The organism is Bradyrhizobium sp. S3.7.6 (assembly GCF_054061875.1).
In genome coordinates, this window is sequence record NZ_JBSSEQ010000001.1 from 317,564 (window position 1) to 334,645 (window position 17,082).

Here is a 17,082-nt window from a genome sequence, read left to right on the forward strand (position 1 = left end):
ATCATGCGGAGGTGGATGCAGATCGGGGCGCTTCTTGCGGCATTGGCCGCAGCCTCGGCCGCATCCGCCGATACGATCGACGTCAACGGCGTGAAGCGATCCTACACCGCGCAACTGCCGGCGAAGCGGCTGGTGCCGCTCGTGGTCGTGCTGCACGGCAAGACCCAGCGCGGCGCCGACATGGTCGCGCGAACAGCGTGGCCGCAGGTCGCGAAGCGCGAAGGTTTTGCCGTGGTCTTTCCCGACGGGCTCAACCATGCCTGGGCCGATGCGCGGACGAAGGCTGGACCGGCGCTGCGTGGCCCGCCCGAGGGCACCGACGACGTCGCCTTCATCGCAAAGCTGGTCGAGACGCTGGTGACGAACGGCACGGCGGACCCGAAGCGTGTCTATGTCGCCGGCATCTCCAATGGCGGCGCCATGGCGATGACGCTGGTTTGCGCGCGCGCCGATCTGTTTGCGGCGGGCGCGAGCGTGATCATGAATCTCACGGATGAGGCCGCAGTCACCTGCCATCCGTCGCGGCCACTGCCGATGCTGCTCATCAACGGCACCGCCGACCCGCTGGTCCCCTACGAGGGAGGACGGGGATCGAGCTATTATGCCGCAGACGGGTTCTGGTCCACCGAAGAGACGCTGGCTTTCTGGCGCAAGCTCAATGGCTGCGAGACCGACGATGCCGAGGTGACCGATTTGCCCGAGAAGGCGCCCGCGGACCAGTCCACGGTCACACGGATCTCCTCACGCTGTCCCAAAGGGCACGACGTCGTGCTCTATCGCATCAACCATGGCGGCCACCGCATGCCCGGCTTCGCTCCGGATGCCCGCTTCCCGAAGGTTGCAACCAGCCTGCTCGGGCCACAGAACCGCGACATCGACGGTGCCGAGACGATCTGGTCGTTCTTCAGTCAGTTTCCGTGAACGGCGCATGCATCAGCGGGCCACGCATGCGTACCCGGCAACGCATGCGTGCCTGGGGTGGCAGAGCTGGGGGCGCTGGGTTAGACAGGGCCGCCATTCCCACCAGGAGATCCCCCAATGAGCATTCAGCGTTTCGAAACCGGCCCGCGCATGAGCCAGGTCGTCGTGCACGGCAACACCGTCTATCTCGCCGGCGTCGTCGCCAACAAGGCCGCCGGTGAAAGCGTCACGAAGCAGACCCAGGACATCCTGGCGACCATCGACAGCCATCTCGCCAAGGCCGGCACCGACAAGTCGAAGCTGCTCTCGGCCACGATCTACATCACCGACATGAAGACCTTTGCCGAGATGAACGCGGTGTGGGACGCCTGGGTCTCGCCCGGCAACACCCCGGCTCGCGCGACCGTCGAAGCCAAGCTCGCGGCGGCTCAGTACACCGTCGAGATCATGGTCACCGCGGCGAAGTAAATTCGCGCTGAAATTGTTGCGAACGTCCGAAGCGCGATGAGAGCATCATCGCGCTTCTTTTCTGCGTGCGCATGACCTCCGGGGTAATCGATCTGCGCGTGCGAACCTTCGATAGTCGAGACAGCCGAACACGGCGCCATCGAAGGAGAACACCATGACCGACCCCGTCACCATCGCCCGCCGCTACATCGAGCTCTGGAACGAGCGCACCGCAGGCCGCCGTCGCGAACTGCTCAGCGAAAACTGGACGGCGGATGCGAGCTATGTCGATCCCCTGATGAAGGGCGACGGCCGGGACGGCATCGACGCGCTGATCGCGGGCGTGCAGCAGCGTTTCCCCGACTTCAAGTTCACGCTGATCGGCGAGCCCAACGGCTACGGCGAGCATGTCCGCTTTTCGTGGGGCCTCGGTCCCGACGGTGTCGACAGCCCGATCAAGGGCACCGACTTCGCCGTGCTGAAGGACGGCCGCATCAGGAGCATCACGGGATTTCTGGACCAGGTGCCCGCGGGCGCGTAACGCCTCTTACCCTCCCCTGGAGGGGGAGGGTCGGCTCACATTGAGCGCAGCGAAATGTGAGACGGGGTGGGGTGACAGTCTCTCCACCGATGCGGTGCCCGAGCGGAGAGATCACCCCACCCCGCTCGCGCTACGCGCGATCGACCCTCCCCCTCCAGGGGAGGGTAAGCAAGAGCCCGGCCCTTAGCTTGCAGTTGCCAGCCGATAGGCTCGCTTCGCATTCACACCAAATGCCTTCTCTCGAACATTCGGCCCAAGCTTCGCCAGGCACGCTTCCAGCGCCCCCTTGATCTCGCCATAACTCCCGGCAAGCAGACACACCGGCCAGTCCGAGCCGAAGATCAGGCGATCCTCGCCAAAACATGTTGCGGCATGTTCGACGAACGGAAACAGCCGCTCGGCATCCCAGTCACTCCACACCGCTTCCGTCGCGAGGCCCGAAATCTTGCACCAGACATTGCCGCAGGCCGCGAGAGCCGCGATGCGATCGGCCCATTCGGCGCTTTCGCCATCGGCGATCGGCGGTTTTGCGGCGTGGTCGAGCACGAAACGCGCTTGCGGAAAGGCCTGTGCAGTTGCGATCGCGGCGGGCAGTTCGCGGGTGCGGACCAGGAAATCGTAGGCGAGATCGCGGGCGAACGTTGCGGTGAGGCCGCGTTGAACGTCCTCGCGCAGCAGCCAGTCCGGATCGGCCTCGTCATGCACCTGGTGACGAATGCCGACCAGCTTGTCGCCGCCGGGCGAAGCGCGCAGCCGATCGAGCGTGTCGCCAAGCGCACCGTCCGTCAGATCGGCCCAGCCGACGACGCCAATCACCGAGGGCGTCGCATGCGCGATCCGCAAGAATTCCTCAGTCTCCTCCAGCGCGGAGCGGCACTGCACCACGATGCTCGCGTCGATGCCGTTTGCTTTCAACAGCGGCGCGAGATCGGCGGGGCCGAAGGCGCGGCGGATCGAGGCCAATTCCGGCGCGTCCATCCAGGGATAGTCGGCGCGCGAAGGATCCCAGAAATGCTGATGGCCGTCGACGATCATGCCTCACGCTCCGCCCGGCAACGGCGCGCGTGCGTCGACGAGCTTGCGCGCACGCAGCTCCTGCCAGAAGGCTTGTGGCACCGCCTTCTCCGACATCGCGATGTTGTCGGACACTTCCGCGGCGTTGCGCGCGCCCAGCACGGCAATTGTGACCGCCGGATGGGCCATGCAGAACTGAAGCGCGGCGGCCTTCAGCTCGGTCCCGTGCTTGCGGCAGAGCTCGTCGAGCTCGAGCGCACGCGCGATCAGCGCCGCGTCGGCGTCCTGATAGTTGAACTTCGCGCCAGGATGCGGATTGGCCAGAATGCCGCTGTTGTAGATGCCGCCGAGCAGGATGCCGATGTTCTTCTCGCGGCAGACCGGAAATAGCGCATCCAGCGCGCCCTGGTCGAGCAGCGTGTAGCGGCCGGCGAGCAGGAAGCAGTCGACCGGAACGGCCTGGGCAAAACGGACCAACATTTCCGACTGGTTCATGCCGGCACCGATCGCCTTGACCGTGCCGTCGGCGCGCAGGCGCTGGAGTGCGCGGAAGGCGCCGGCCACGGCATCGTCATAGTGATCGTCGGGATCATGCACGAGCAGGACATCGATGCGATCGAGCCCAAGGCGCGTCAGGCTCTCCTCCACCGAACGCATCACGCCGTCATGGGAGAAGTCGAACACCGGCCGCTCGCGCGACGTACCCTTGTAGTGCGCGTCCTCGGCGGCCGCGCCATCCGGCGCGCGCAGCAGACGACCGACCTTGGTCGAGATGACGTAGGAGTCGCGCGGCTGCTGCCGCAGGAAAGCGCCGAGCCGCCGTTCGGCGAGGCCAAAGCCGTAGAGCGGCGCGGTATCGTAGAAGCGGATGCCGGCCGACCAGGCGCGCTCGATCGTGGCGAACGCATCGGTATCGCTGACGGCGGTGAACAATCCGCCGAGCGGGGCCGAACCGAGACCGATTGAGGTGACGTCGAGGGAGCCGAGCCGCGACCGTTTCATTCCCATTGCCTTCCAAAAGTCTTCCTTCCAACCGTCCAATCATCTCTCCCGCTTGCGGAAACCGCAAGCGGGAGAGGTTCGCAGGAGCACGGGGCTGGCGACGCTCCTACTTCAACATCTGCGCAACGTTGTCCTTGGTCACGAGATCGAGGCCGGTATAGACGATCTCGGGTACCTTCTCGCCCTTCTTGATGGCGAGCAGCGTATCCATCGCCTTCTCGCCCATCTCGAACGGACGCTGGCCGACCAGCGCATTGGCGTAACCGTCGCGCAGCAGTTCGAGCTGCATCTTCAGCGTATCGGCGACGACCAGCGTGAACTTGCCGGAGTCGATGTCCTTCTTGTTCCTGGAGGCGAAGGCCTTGAAGCCTTCGGGGGCGAACATCGGCCAGCCGCCGATGGGAACGATCGAGGCGAGGTCGGGCGTGGCGGTGCGCATGTCCGTCATCTGCTGGACCGCCAGCGCCGGATCGTCGTTGCAGAAGGTCGGCGAGCCCGCGACCTCGGTCCATTTCGAGCCCTTCAGCGCCTCGCGGACGCCGTCGACGCGCTCGGCGAGATTCTTGGCGCCCGGACCGCCCGAGACCATCGCGTATTTGCCGCCATCGGGCCGCAGCTTCAAGAGCTCCTTGCCGAGCGCGACGCCGAACTCCTTGTTGTTGGTGCCGATATAGGCGATCCGCTTGGAGCCAGGCGCATCGGCATCGAAGGTGATGACGGGGATGCCGGCCGCGGTCGCCGCCTCGATCGACTTGGTCATGGCCGCAACGTCGGCGACCGAGATGGCGAGGCCGTCGACCTTCTGGGTGACGAAGTCCTGGATGATCTGCGCCTGCGTCGCCGGCTCATGCTCCACCGGCCCCTTGTAGATGCACTCGATGTTGCCAAGCTCCTTGGCACGCTTCAGGCAGCCGTCGCGCGCGAAGTCGAAGAACGGATTGTTCATCGCCTTGGGCACGATCACGAAACGGTAGTTCGCGGCAAACGCCGGCGTCGCCATCATCGCGACCGCGATGCCGGCAAGAAGAAGTTTCCTCATTGTTTCCTCCACCCTTATCTGGCGCCCGTCCTCTTAAGATCGTCCGGGGAGCGGACAGGCGACATTTTCGTTGCCCTCCCGGAACGACGTCATTTCAGATCATCCGCGAGCGGATGCGGTCGACCAGCACAGCCAGGATGATGATCACGCCGACCAGCGTCTGCTGCCAGTAGGAGCTGACCTGTGCCAGCACGAGGCCGTTGCGGATCACTTCCAGCAACACGCAGCCGACGATGGCCCCCAACGGACCGCCGATGCCGCCGGCGAGGTTGGCACCGCCGATGACGGCCGCCGCGATCACGTTGAGCTCGTAGGACGTCGCCATGTTGGCGGGCGCCGATCCGAGCCAGCCGGAGATGATGATGCCTTGCAGCCCTGCGGCAAGCGCGCAGATCACATAGACCTCGATCTTCACCCGCACGACCGGTATGCCCGTGAGCTCGGCGGCCTTCTCGTTGCCCCCGAGCGCGAACACGTGGCGGCCGAACGAACTGTGGTGCAGGACCACGGCCATCGCCAGCGCGAGGACCACGAGATAGATGAAGGGCACGGGCACGCCGAGCACATCGCCCGAGGTGAGCGCGTAGAAGTAATCAGCGTCCGGCCCACCCGGAAAACTGCCGCGGCCGTTGGAGACGACGTAGCCGAGCCCACGCACGATCGAGAGCATGCCGAGCGTGGTGACGAAGGGCGACAGGCCGAGCACGGCGATACAGAAGCCGTTGACGAGGCCCGCGATCAGCGCGACGCCGAGGCCCGCGAGGATCGAGATCAGCAGGATCAGACCCGGCACGTTGGCCAGCACGGTCTTGCCGTCAGCGGCCATATGCACGAACAGCGAGCCTGCGGGCGAGCCGGGCGCCGACAGCTCGGTCATGACCATCGAGGTGATCATGGCGGAGAAGCACATCATCGAGCCGACCGACAGATCGATGCCGCCGGTGATGATCACGAAGGTGACGCCGAGGGTGGCGATGGCGATGAAGGAGAAATTCTTCGCCACGTTCTGCATGTTGCCTTCGGTGAAGAAATAAGGGCTGGCGAAATGCATCACCACCAGCAGCATCGCCAGCGCGAGCAGGACATAGCCGGTCTGGGAGGCGAAGATGCCGCGCTGCCACCATCTGATCCGGCCGACATTGGTGAAGCTGATCGGAGATTCCAAGGGCATGGCCATCACGCCGCCTCCTTCGCGCCGGTGATCAGGGCGGTGACTTCCTCGGGCGACGTCTGGTGGATCGGCTTGTCGGCCCGTTTCTCACCGCGGCGCATGACGATCACGCGATCGCACACCGCGAACACGTCGGGCATGCGGTGCGAGATCAGCATGACGGCGACGCCCTGCTCCTTCAGCCGGTGGATCAGGCCGAGCACCTGCTCGACCTGGCGTACCGAGATCGCGGCGGTCGGCTCGTCCATCATGACCAGCCGCGCGTTGGACAGCCGCGTCCGCGCGATCGCAACCGCCTGGCGCTGGCCGCCAGACATCTGCTTGACGAGATCGTCGGGGCGCGTCTCCGAGCGCAATTCGCCGAACAGCTCCAGCGCACGCGCCGCCATCGCCTTGTGGTCGAGCAGTGCGAGCGGGCCGAACCTGCGCTTCAGCTCGCGGCCGAGGAAGACGTTGGCAGCAGCCGTCAGATTGTCGGCAAGCGCGAGGTCCTGGTAGACGACCTCGATGCCGACGCCGCGGGCATCGACGGGCCGGTTGAAATGGACCGCGTTGCCGGCAAAGCGGATCTCGCCATGGCTGGGACGGAAATTGCCGGCGATGATCTTGACCAGCGTGGACTTGCCCGCGCCGTTGTCGCCCATCAGGCCGACGACCTCGCCGGGCTGGACCTGCAGGTCGACGCCGTGCAGCGCGCGGATTGCGCCGAACTCCTTGCCGATGCCGGTCAGCTCGAGGACCGGTGTCGCTTCAGCCTTTGTCATCAGCGGCCTTCCTCAGACGTAGCGGTTTACCAGGGATTCCAGATATTCCTGCCGTCCCGAGCGCGGCCGCGGGTCGAAGCCGGGGCTGAGCGCACGGTCGGCAAGTTCGGCGAGCGAGCGCTGGCCGCCGAGAATGGCCCGGCCTTCGGGTGCCGCCCATCCCTCGTAGCGCTGCGCGAGCGGTGCGGTGAGGGCGCCGGCATCGAGCATGTCGGCGGCGGCGAGGAACGCGCGCGCGCAGGCATCCATCGAGCCGACATGGGCATGGATCAGATCGTCGGGGTCGATCGACTGCCGCCTGATCTTGGCGTCGAAATTGAGCCCGCCCGAGGTGAAGCCGCCGCGATTCAGGATCTCGTGGAACACCAGGGCCAGCTCCGGCACGTTCATCGCGAACTGGTCGGTGTCCCAGCCGAGCAGATCGTCGCCGCGATTGACGTCGAGCGAGCCGAAGATGCCGAGCGCCTCGGCGAGCGCCACCTCGTGATGGAAGGAGTGGCCGGCGAGGATGGCGTGGTTCTGCTCGATGTTGAGCTTGACGTCGTTCAGCAGGTCGTAGCGTTCCAGGAAGCCGTAGCAGGTGGCGACGTCGAAATCATATTGATGCTTGGTCGGCTCCTTCGGCTTCGGCTCGATCAGGATCGGGCCCTTGAAGCCGATCTTGTGCTTGTGCTCGACGACCAGCGAGATGAAGCGGCCGAGCTGGTCGAGCTCGCGCTTGAGATCCGTGTTGAGCAGCGTCTCGTAGCCCTCGCGGCCGCCCCACAGCACGTAGTTCTGGCCGCCGAGCCGGTGCGTCACCTCCAGCGCGGCGCGGACCTGGCCGGCGGCATAGGTGAAGATTTCGGGGTCCGGATTGGTCGCGGCACCCGCCATGTAGCGGCGATGCGTGAACAAATTGGCTGTGCCCCAGAGCAAGCGGACTTTTGCGGAGGCCATCTTCGCTTCGAACAGATCGGCGATCGCGTTGAGATTGGCGACGGACTCGCTGAGCGAAGTGCCTTCCGGCGCCGCATCGACGTCGTGGAAGGTGAAGAAGGGTACGTCCAGCAGGCGGAACAGCTCGAAGGCGACATCGGCCTTGGCGCGTGCCTGCGCCATCGCATCAGCACCTTGATGCCAGGGGCGCAGAAAGGTCTCGCCGCCGAAGGGATCGCCGCCCGGCCAGCAGAACGAATGCCAGTAGCAGACCGCAAAGCGCAGATGATCCTCGAGCCTGCGGCCATGCACGAGCCGGTCCTTGTCGTACCATCGGAAGGCGGGCGTGTTTCCCGCATCCTTGCCGCCGAAGGCGACAGGGGCGCTTGCATCGAAGAATTTTGCTGGTGCGTTCACTTAAGGCTCTCCTTCAACGCAGGATAAAGTTCGCGCCACCGCCGATAGGCGTCGTCATAGGCCGCAGTGACGGATGCGCGGGGCGCAAAGCTCGCGAGCCGCCGCGGGCGCTTGCACACTTCCGCGGGATCTTCGCCGGTAGCGGCGAGCCGGCCGAGCCTCGCGGCGCCGAGCGCCGCCCCGACCTCGCCTTCCTCGACGCGGTGGACGGGAATGCCGAGCACATCGGCGCAGATCTGCGCCCACAGCGGCGAGCGCGAGCCGCCGCCGACGAGATCGACCTCCGCGATTGGCCCGCTGGCCGCGCTCAGCGCCGCGAGGTTGTCGCGCGCGGCGAAGGCGACGCCTTCCAGCACGGCCTGCACGATCTGGCTGCGCCCGCTCGCACCGCGCAGGCCGACGAAGGCGCCGCTGGCGGCGGCATCGTTGTGCGGCGTGCGCTCGCCATCGAGATAGGGCAGGAATTTTATGGAGCTCGGTCCGTCGACACGCTCGCCGAGCGGCGCCAGGAGCGCGGCGGCCGGCGTCTCCATCACGCCCGCGAGCCAGGCCAGCGAAGCCGCGGCCGACAGCATTACGCCCATCTGATGCCAGAGGCCGGGCAGCGCATGGCAGAACGCATGCACGGCCGAAGCCGGTGCCGGTGCAAACCGGTCGGTGACGCGGAACACCACGCCGGATGTGCCGAGCGACAGGAATGCATCGCTTGGCGCGATCGCGCCGAGCCCGATGGCGCTCGCGGCATTGTCGCCGGCACCGCCGGCAATCACGACTTCATTCGTCATGCCCCAGCGCCGCGCGAATTCGGGCGCGAGCACTGCACTGACCTCGCTGCCCTCGACGAGGCGGGGCATGTGGTGGAGATCGAGCCCGACGGCATGCAGCAGCAGCGCCGACCAGCGGCGCAGACCGACATCGAGCCACAGCGTGCCCGCGGCGTCGGACATGTCCTCGACCATCTCGCCGGTGAGGCGATAACGCACATAGGCCTTCGGCAGCAGCACCTTTGCCACGCGCTCGAAGATCTGCGGCTCGTGCCGCGCGACCCAGAGCAGCTTTGGCGCGGTGAAGCCGGGCATCGCCAGATTGCCGGCGATCGTGTGCAGCGACGGGCAGCGCCGCTCGAGCGCGACGCATTCGGCGTGAGAGCGGCCGTCGTTCCACAGAATAGCGGGGCGCAGCGGCCGTCCGTCCTCGTCCAGCAGCGTCGCGCCATGCATCTGGCCGGACAGCCCGATGCCGCGCACCTGCGCGACCTCGCGCGGATGGCGGGCGGCGAGATCGTCGACGGCGCCAACCGCCGCATCGACCCAGGCGTCGGGATTCTGCTCGGACCACAGCGGCGCGGGATGCGACAGCGCAAGCTCGCGCGCGGCCGTCGCGACAATCGCGCCGGTTTCGCTCACGAGCACCGCTTTCACACCGGATGTGCCGATGTCGATACCGAGATACACGCCGTCCTCCCTTTCGCCTGATGCGGTGCGCGATCTCAGAGTCGCCCTTTCCGCAACGGACCGTTTCGAAATCCACCCGCCCCTAGGGCAAATTGTCCCGCATCACGATGTCGATCCTGATCTTCTCCTGTTCGCGCAAGATCGGCTCGCCGCGCGCAAGCGCGAGCAGCACGCGCACGGCGGCGCGCGCTTCATGCCCGGGGTTCTGCGAGATCGCGGCATCCATCACGCCCTGCAACAGAAGCCGGCGCGTCAGTACGGTGACGTCGTGTCCGACGAATACCACCTGCTTGCCGCGGCCGGCATCGCTCAACGCTGTGGCGACGCCTTGCGTGCCTGCGCCGACGTTATAAAGGCCGACAATGTCAGCATGCCTGCCGAGCAGCTGCGCCAGAACCTGTTCCGAACGGCCGTCTTCGTCGCGCCCTTCCAGCACCGGCAGCACGCTGAGATCGGGGAATTCCGACGCCATCACCTGGCTGAAGCCGAAGATGCGTTCGGAATGGTCGCGCAGGCCCTGCGAGCCCGCGACGATCGCGACCTTGCCGGACCGTTGGCCGACCAGCCGACCGACCAGCGCGCCGGCGGTGCGTCCCGCCGCAATGTTGTCGATGCCTACATAATGGTGGCGACGCGAGGACGGGACGTCCGAGACCAGCGTCACGACCCTGGTCCCGGCGTCGACGAGATCGTTGATCGCGGCGCGGACCCCGGGATGGTCCAGCGCCACCACGGCGACGCCGTCGTAATCGCCGGACAGCGCCTCCAGCGAGGCCGCGAGCACGGACGGGTCGAACACATCCGTGGCGACCACCTCGACGCCGAGACGGCGGGCCGAGAGCCAGGCCGACATCTCGCCGAGATAGGCCTCGATCTGCTGCATGAAGGGGTTCGGCCCCGCCGGCATCACGAAGGCAAAGCGGCGGGCACGGCTGCGGGCGAGCTCGGCGGCGGCGACGTGCGGCTGGAAGGCGTTGCGCTCGATCGTCGCCTTGACCCGCCGGACCGTATCGGGCCGCACGCCCGGGCGGTTGTGCAGGACGCGGTCGACCGTCGCAAGGCTGACACCCGCCTCGCGGGCGATGTCCTTCAGCGTCAGCGCGGTCGCGGTGAGAGTATCGGCCATGGCTGAAGGTTATCGAGGTGTTTTGAGGTACGCAACTCATTTTGAGGCGCACGACGATGTTTTCGGGTCCGGGTCACACCGCGCGGCCTCAGCCGCCCATAAGGTCGCGCGTCAGGAACAGGCTGTTGGGATCCTCGACATAGCCCTCGAACGGGCCGCAGAGCACAAAACCGTGCGCCTGGTAGAGCGCATGCGCGGGCTTGAAATAATCCCAGGAGCCGGTCTCGAGGCTGAGCCGCTTCAAGCCACGCGCGCGGGCCTCAGCGATGATGTGGCGGAGCATCCGGCCGCCGAAGCCGCGCCTCCGCGTGGTTTGCAGCGTGTGCATCGACTTCACCTCGCCATGGTCGGCCGAGAGCATCTTCAGCGCGCCGGTGGCGACCAGCGTCTCGCCGTCCCAGCCGGTCCAGAACGCGACGTCGCTCGCGCGCAGCCCAGCGAGATCGAGCGCATGGGCGCTGCCCGGCGCGGTCTGCGCCCGCGCAGCCGTGACATGATGGTCGAGCAGCTCAATGACGCGCGGATCAAAGGTGTCGCCGGTACGGACCTGCATCGTCACGGCCTCACCTCACTTGAAAGCCGCTTCTGCATGAGGACCATATCGAGCCAGCGGCCGAACTTGCAGCCGACCTCAGGCATACGGCCAACCTCGGCAAAGCCGAACGACGCGTGCAGCCCGGTCGAGGCGGAATTCGAGGCCTCGATCGCGGCGACCATCGTGTGCTTGTTGAGCGCAGTAGCGCGCTCGATCAGCGCGGCCATCAGGCAGCGGCCGACGCCGAGCCGATGATGTTGCTCGCCGACATAGACCGAATTCTCCACGGTGTGGCGATAGCCGGGCCAGGGGCGGAAATCGCCGAATGATGCGAAGCCGACGACGTCCCTGCCCTTCATTGCGACCAGCACGGGATAGCCGGCCGCTTGCCGAGCGCGCATCCACTCGCGCCGCGAATCCAGATCGGCCGGTCCGTCGGTCCACACCGCCGTGGTGTTGATCGCGGCGTAGTTGTAGATGGCCAAAATATCTTCGGCATCCTCCAGCGTGGCGTCCCGCACGATCAGCGACATCACATTTTCCCATACGATGTGCCGCGCCGCGTGATGATGACGTAGCGCGCATCCTGTTTGGTTTCGTTCTCGAAGGTCACCGCCCGCATCACGTCGAAATCGAGACAATCGCCGTCGCGCAGCCGCACGGTCTTGGCGTCGATATGCACGCAGACCGCACCCTCCAGCATCAGGAGCTGCTGGGTGAACGCGTTGCGGCCCCAGGGGCTGTAGGAGACACGCGCTCCGGCCGGCAGGTCGACGACGATGATCTCGATGCCGCTCGCCGCATCCGGCGGCGAGGCATGACGCCGCCGGTAGCCGCTGTCGGGATCGCGCCAAAGCGGCTGGTCGGCAAGCCGCATCAATCGCTCCGGCGGTTTCTCGGCGAGCGCGACGACGTCACTGAGGGTGACATCGAGCGCCGCGCAGAGCTTGTTGAGCAGCGCAGCGGTGGCGCTGCTCTGCGCCCGCTCCACCCTCCCGATCATGGCCCGGCTGACACCGGAGCGCGTCGCGAGTTCGTTCAACGTCATGCCCGCCTGCGTCCTCAAGGTCTTCAAGCGACGACCGATCGCACGGTCGAGTTTCTGCTGGTCCATGGCTTTCATCCGAATATTGCCCGACAGGAGGACCGCACCCATCAGGGCGGGAGAAGCTTAAGCCGGGCGGGGCGCGCATGCCGGATGCGAAGAGCTAATATATTAGAATTTTTGCGCGGCAAATTCCCTGGCGAATTGCCACAGCCCGCCTGGACATGGCGGGCTCGGCAAAGTGTCCTTGGGGAAATTCGCTAGACCAGAAAATCCGGCGCCGCGCCGTGGGCCTGCGGGATCAGGGATCCGGGCGCGAGGTGAAGCGTCATCGCATGATGATCCGCATCGGTCAGCGTCAAAATATTGGTCTGAGTGTCGAAGGCCGCGTTCACCTTGGCGTCGAAGCCATCCAGCACCAGCGTCGTGCCTGGCGTATAGTTTGAGATGACACCGGATGTTTGCCGGGCGTCGGGCCCGAAAACAAACGTGTCCGTACCCGTCAGAACGACATTGCTGCTCAAATTACCGGTGACCACCAATGTCCCGTTGTTGACGTTGACCGTTCCGGTCCCGCTCAAATTGTCGACCTTGAGCACGCCATTATCCAGGACAGTGGCGTTGTTGACGAGGTTGCCCGAGACATCCACCTCACTGCCGGCGTGGACATTGACGATGCCGCCATTGGTCAAGCCATTCCCGAAATCGATCGTGCCGCCCTGATCTGCGGTGATCGTTCCAAAGGTGTTGAAAACGGCGTCGTCGAAATCGAGCGAGGCATGCACGGCTTCGATCAGGCCGCTGCTGGTGACGGAATTGCCGGTATTCACCGCAAGCGGCTGGGACCCGTTCGCCTCGAGCGTGCCGGAGACGCCGATATCCAAGGTGAGGCTGTGATCTCCGTTTCCGATCGTGCCGGCGCCGTCGATCGTGCCGCCGTCAAGGTCGAGCGTGTGATGTGCACCGCTGTTCAGGATCGAGGAGCCCGGATCGAGCTTGATCTCGCCATTGCCAATGACCGTGGCGTCGCCGGTCAGGATGGCTTTCGCGAAATTGAAGAACTCGATCTTGCCGCCATTGTTCAGCGTGCCGCTGACATTCAGAACGCTTCCGGCACTGTCGTCAAACACGGCGCCAGCCTTGAGTGTCACGTTGTTGAAGCTGTTGGCGCTGCCTGCAACGGATTCGATAAGCCCGCCTGACGTCGCATCCAACGACGTCCCGTCCAGATGCACGTTGTCGAAGGTGATGGTGCCGCCATTGGCGACGATCGCACCGAGGGAACCGCCGGCGATCGTATCGTTCACGAACGCGAGCATCGCCTGGGCTTCGCTCAGTGAACCGAGATTGTTGATCGTGCTGTTGCTGATGACACCGGCGCTGCCGGTCTCGTGCAAATTGCCGGTCACGCTGATATTGATCGTGGCCCGGTCAATCGACGTGAAGCCGGTCGAGCCGGTGACCGTCAGAACGCCACCGCCGCCGCTGGTGTCATTCACGTCAGTGACCGTGATCGCGACGTTCTTTGTCGCGATCTCTGTCCCGTCGCTGACCGCGACGGTGACGTCATAGACGTTGTCGTGGTTCGCGTCTTTCGGCGCCTCGAAGTCGGGCGCGGACTTGAACGTCACATCGCCCGTCGCCGACACGTCGAACAGAGCCGCGTCAGTGCCGGACAGCGAATAGGTCAGCGCGGGACTGTCCACATCGGTCGCCGCGACGTGGTAGGCGACGCCAGAGCCATTCTCCGCGAAGCTTGCCGTCGTGCCCGAGCTGATCACGGGCGCATCATCGATTCCCCTCAGCGTCACGGTGATGCCCTGTGTCCCGTAGAAGCCGTCGAGGACCAAGATGAAGATGTCGGTATGGGTCTGTCCGGCCGCGAGCGGAGCGATGTCGGCATGAGAGACATCATAGCTCCACGTCACCTTGCCATCGGCAACGTCGATGGTGGCCGTGAGTGTGCCGAGATTGCCGTCTTGCGGTGCCACCGCGACCGTGTGGGCACCGGCAAAGAAACCCGCCTGCGATGTCGAAACATGGGCAGCGCCATTGTCCGTCAGCTTCGCTGCGGTGAAGGAAGGCGTAGTAAGATCTCTTACAAAGATGTCGTAGGTATGGTTGGTATCGCCCGGCACCAGAATGCTGGATAAAGACTCGAATGCCACCTTGGTGCCATCAGGCGAGAACACGGGAAGCCGGCTGCCGCCTCCGAATTCCCACGGCCTGCCCCCATTGGTCGAGACGGCCGTGATGGCACCCGTGGCCAGGTCCTTCACATAGACGACCTGATCGGCATTGACACCCGGCACGAGATTGGTGGCACTGGAATAGAACGCAATCTTGGTGCCATCAGGCGAGAACACGGGTTTCTGGGCTTCGCCGTTGTTCTGCGGGACTCCGTCGGCATCGGTCGATACCAGCGTGACCGCGCCTGTGGTCAGATCCTTAATGACGATGTTGCCGATTAGGTTGTTAGAACTACCCGGCACAAGATTGTCGGCAAAGGTATAGAACGCCACCTTGGTGCCATCTGGCGAGAACACCGGGTCGAAGCTGCCGCGATCCCCACGAGCGCCGCTGGCGCTCTCCGACACCAGTGTGGTGGCCCCGGTGGAAAGGTCCTTGATGTAGATCTCGGTGGTGTCGCCGCGCACTGTGGCCGACCCGAACACGATTTTGGTGCCATCGGGCGAGAACGAGGGGGGGGAGGTAAAGCCATTCTCAAGCCCGCCGCCGCCGGGTCCTCCGTTGTATGGACTGGGCGCTATGAGCGTTATCGCGCCAGTGGTCAGGTCCTTCACGAAGATGTCGCGCACGTGGTCGGTATCATCAGGCACGAGATTGTCGGCATCGGAATAGAACGCAACCTTGGTGCCATCAGGCGAGAATATCGGGTTGGTGGTCGATAAGCCGTCCGCCTGCTCCCCACTGGCACTCGTCGATACGCGCGTGAGGGCACCGGTGGCCAGGTCCTTCACGAAGATGTCGACGCCCGTTGCGAACGCCAGCTTGGTGCCATCGGGCGAAAAAATCGGCTGGTAGCCACCCAGCTGAACCCCGCTGGCATCGGTCGACACGAGCGTGATCGCCCCGGTCGAAAGGTCCTTCACGAAGACGTCGGGTGCACCGTTGGTATCGCCGGGCACCAGATTGTCGGCATAGGATGCGAACGCCACTTTCGTGCCGTCGGGCGAGAACGCTGCCTGGACACTCGCGCCATCCGCCTGCGCCCCGGTTGCGCTGGTCGACACGCGCGTGAACGCATCGTCGCTGCCACCGCCAGCGGTGAAAACAGGTGCTGAATTTGTCATCAATGCCTCCGTTTGCCCGGCAACAGGCCGGACCCGAATGTTTTGCACGACAATCAGAAACAGAAACGCGGCACCAATGAGTCCCTGCTGTCCAAGGCAAGTTTAGTGCCCCTAGATGACGAACGCTTGATGCAGCCGCGAAGGATCAGATGAAGGATCAGATTGAGCGTCGTTGGCTGCGCCGCTGCACAACAGGCAATCAAAACTGCGCCAGCAGTCTTTCACGATACGCAGCCGCGCCGAACTGCGAGAGCGCATAGCATCCCTCAGGGTGATCTCGTGTCGTCGGGATGAATAAGCCGCTCCATTCTGAAATGCAGCGCGAGCGGTGATCCGTTACATCACCAAGAATTGCCATCGCCAAAAATTGGCCACTTTAACCGACGCTGGGGAGACCGACGCCATTTGGCGGATCTTTGGCCCCTTCATGCTTCCGGATACGCCAAGATGAACGTGGCCATGGGTCGGAGAAACATCCAACACGCCAAATCAGCGGCCATCAATTTTTGAATGGAGCGGGCGAAGGGAATCGAACCCTCGTATGCAGCTTGGGAAGCTGCCGTTCTACCATTGAACTACGCCCGCTTATGCGCATGCAGCGCCCGCTCTGATTAGCCGAGACGGCGCCTCCCGCCAAGCGGTTTGGCGCACCCGGCCGGACGCTTCTTAACGTTTCAGTAAGATTCCAGGTGCGCCGGATTGTGGCGGTGTTATGATCGCGCGTCTGGGGAGAGACGTGCACTGAGTGGGGCGTGTGCATGCTGGGGCGTGGCTACACGATATTCAACACGGCCATAGGGCGCTGCGGCATCGTCTGGAGCAGCACCGGCGTGGTCGCCGTGCAATTGCCGGAGGCGCGGGAGATCGATACCCGCCGCCGGATTTTCGCGGTCCATCCCGAGGCGCGCGAGCAGCAGCCTCCGCTGAATGCCGAGCTTGCGATCGAGGGCATCGCAGGCTTGCTGCAGGGCGGCGACCCTGATTTTTCCGAGGTCAGCCTGGACGCCGGCGGCGTCCCCGGCTTCCATCGGCGCGTTTATGAAGCCGCCTGCGCCATTCCGCGCGGGGAGACCCGCACCTATCACGAGATCGCCAAGGCGCTGGGCGCCTCCGGCGCCGCGCATTCGGTGGCGCAGGCGATCGCCAAAAATCCCTACATGCTGATCGTGCCCTGTCACCGGGTGCTGGAGGCCGGCAATTACGCCGACCGACTCTCGCCTTACGGCGGGGTGATCTCCAAGCGGCGGCTGCTGGCGCTCGAGGGCGCCCATCCGGTCGCGAGCAAGACGCTGTTCGAGGTGCTGCTGCCCGTTGCGCCACCGAGGCCCAGCTAAGGCGCGATCGGAATCGCACCTTAGCTTTGTTTTTTTGGGC

16 protein-coding genes and 1 tRNA gene are annotated in these 17,082 nt (G+C 64.9%); 4 read left to right on the top strand and 13 right to left on the bottom strand.

The window, feature by feature from the left end:
- Positions 1-3 precede the first annotated feature (3 nt).
- From ACVJ5M_RS01585 to ACVJ5M_RS01595, 3 genes are all read left to right on the top strand, one after another.
- Positions 4-921 (top strand): alpha/beta hydrolase family esterase, encoded by a 918-nt coding sequence (locus tag ACVJ5M_RS01585; RefSeq protein WP_094183948.1) that lies wholly within the window; start codon positions 4-6, stop codon positions 919-921.
- 117 nt (positions 922-1,038) lie between these two features.
- Complete coding sequence (locus ACVJ5M_RS01590; protein ID WP_014491332.1) at positions 1,039-1,389, top strand: RidA family protein; 351 nt, start codon at positions 1,039-1,041, stop codon at positions 1,387-1,389.
- Positions 1,390-1,543: 154 nt separating this feature from the next.
- Positions 1,544-1,909: a nuclear transport factor 2 family protein gene (locus ACVJ5M_RS01595; RefSeq protein WP_063979860.1), complete on the top strand. Its 366-nt coding sequence runs from the start codon at positions 1,544-1,546 to the stop codon at positions 1,907-1,909.
- Positions 1,910-2,092: 183 nt separating this feature from the next.
- On the opposite strand, the gene ACVJ5M_RS01600 is transcribed toward ACVJ5M_RS01595, so the two are convergent.
- From ACVJ5M_RS01600 to ACVJ5M_RS01660, 13 genes are all read right to left on the bottom strand, one after another.
- Complete coding sequence (locus ACVJ5M_RS01600) at positions 2,093-2,944, bottom strand: amidohydrolase family protein (protein ID WP_354099465.1); 852 nt, start codon at positions 2,942-2,944, stop codon at positions 2,093-2,095.
- 3 nt (positions 2,945-2,947) lie between these two features.
- A complete protein-coding gene (locus tag ACVJ5M_RS01605; RefSeq protein WP_063985924.1) occupies positions 2,948-3,925 on the bottom strand; it encodes an aldo/keto reductase in 978 nt (325 codons plus the stop codon).
- 106 nt (positions 3,926-4,031) lie between these two features.
- Positions 4,032-4,964 carry a sugar-binding protein gene (locus ACVJ5M_RS01610; RefSeq protein WP_063985925.1) on the bottom strand — a complete coding sequence of 311 codons (933 nt, stop codon included), beginning with the start codon at positions 4,962-4,964 and terminating at the stop codon, positions 4,032-4,034.
- Positions 4,965-5,058: 94 nt separating this feature from the next.
- Complete coding sequence (locus ACVJ5M_RS01615) at positions 5,059-6,141, bottom strand: ABC transporter permease (RefSeq protein ID WP_085399632.1); 1,083 nt, start codon at positions 6,139-6,141, stop codon at positions 5,059-5,061.
- On the bottom strand, positions 6,141-6,899 hold the full coding sequence (locus ACVJ5M_RS01620; protein ID WP_014491326.1) for an ATP-binding cassette domain-containing protein: 759 nt from the start codon (positions 6,897-6,899) through the stop codon (positions 6,141-6,143). Before ACVJ5M_RS01620 ends, ACVJ5M_RS01615 begins: the two co-directional genes overlap by 1 nt.
- 12 nt (positions 6,900-6,911) lie before the next feature.
- Entirely contained in the window at positions 6,912-8,234 is a 1,323-nt protein-coding gene (gene xylA / locus ACVJ5M_RS01625) for a xylose isomerase (RefSeq protein ID WP_063979862.1), read from the bottom strand.
- Complete coding sequence (gene xylB, locus ACVJ5M_RS01630; RefSeq protein WP_063979863.1) at positions 8,231-9,688, bottom strand: xylulokinase; 1,458 nt, start codon at positions 9,686-9,688, stop codon at positions 8,231-8,233. The genes xylA and xylB overlap by 4 nt, the downstream gene beginning before the upstream one ends.
- Before the next feature lie 82 nt (positions 9,689-9,770).
- Positions 9,771-10,814 (bottom strand): LacI family DNA-binding transcriptional regulator, encoded by a 1,044-nt coding sequence (locus ACVJ5M_RS01635; protein ID WP_231143697.1) that lies wholly within the window; start codon positions 10,812-10,814, stop codon positions 9,771-9,773.
- An 88-nt stretch (positions 10,815-10,902) separates the two neighbouring features.
- Complete coding sequence (locus tag ACVJ5M_RS01640; protein WP_063979864.1) at positions 10,903-11,367, bottom strand: GNAT family N-acetyltransferase; 465 nt, start codon at positions 11,365-11,367, stop codon at positions 10,903-10,905.
- A 2-nt stretch (positions 11,368-11,369) separates the two neighbouring features.
- Complete coding sequence (locus ACVJ5M_RS01645; protein ID WP_063979866.1) at positions 11,370-11,882, bottom strand: GNAT family N-acetyltransferase; 513 nt, start codon at positions 11,880-11,882, stop codon at positions 11,370-11,372.
- A complete protein-coding gene (locus ACVJ5M_RS01650; RefSeq protein ID WP_028160282.1) occupies positions 11,882-12,463 on the bottom strand; it encodes a helix-turn-helix domain-containing protein in 582 nt (193 codons plus the stop codon). Before ACVJ5M_RS01650 ends, ACVJ5M_RS01645 begins: the two co-directional genes overlap by 1 nt.
- 191 nt (positions 12,464-12,654) lie before the next feature.
- On the bottom strand, positions 12,655-15,708 hold the full coding sequence (locus tag ACVJ5M_RS01655; protein WP_283017819.1) for a DPP IV N-terminal domain-containing protein: 3,054 nt from the start codon (positions 15,706-15,708) through the stop codon (positions 12,655-12,657).
- 511 nt (positions 15,709-16,219) lie between these two features.
- Positions 16,220-16,293 (bottom strand) — tRNA-Gly (locus tag ACVJ5M_RS01660).
- 173 nt (positions 16,294-16,466) lie between these two features.
- Between ACVJ5M_RS01660 and ACVJ5M_RS01665 the strand changes: the two genes are divergently transcribed.
- Complete coding sequence (locus ACVJ5M_RS01665) at positions 16,467-17,042, top strand: methylated-DNA--[protein]-cysteine S-methyltransferase (RefSeq protein ID WP_063985926.1); 576 nt, start codon at positions 16,467-16,469, stop codon at positions 17,040-17,042.
- The last annotated feature ends 40 nt before the right edge of the window (positions 17,043-17,082 follow it).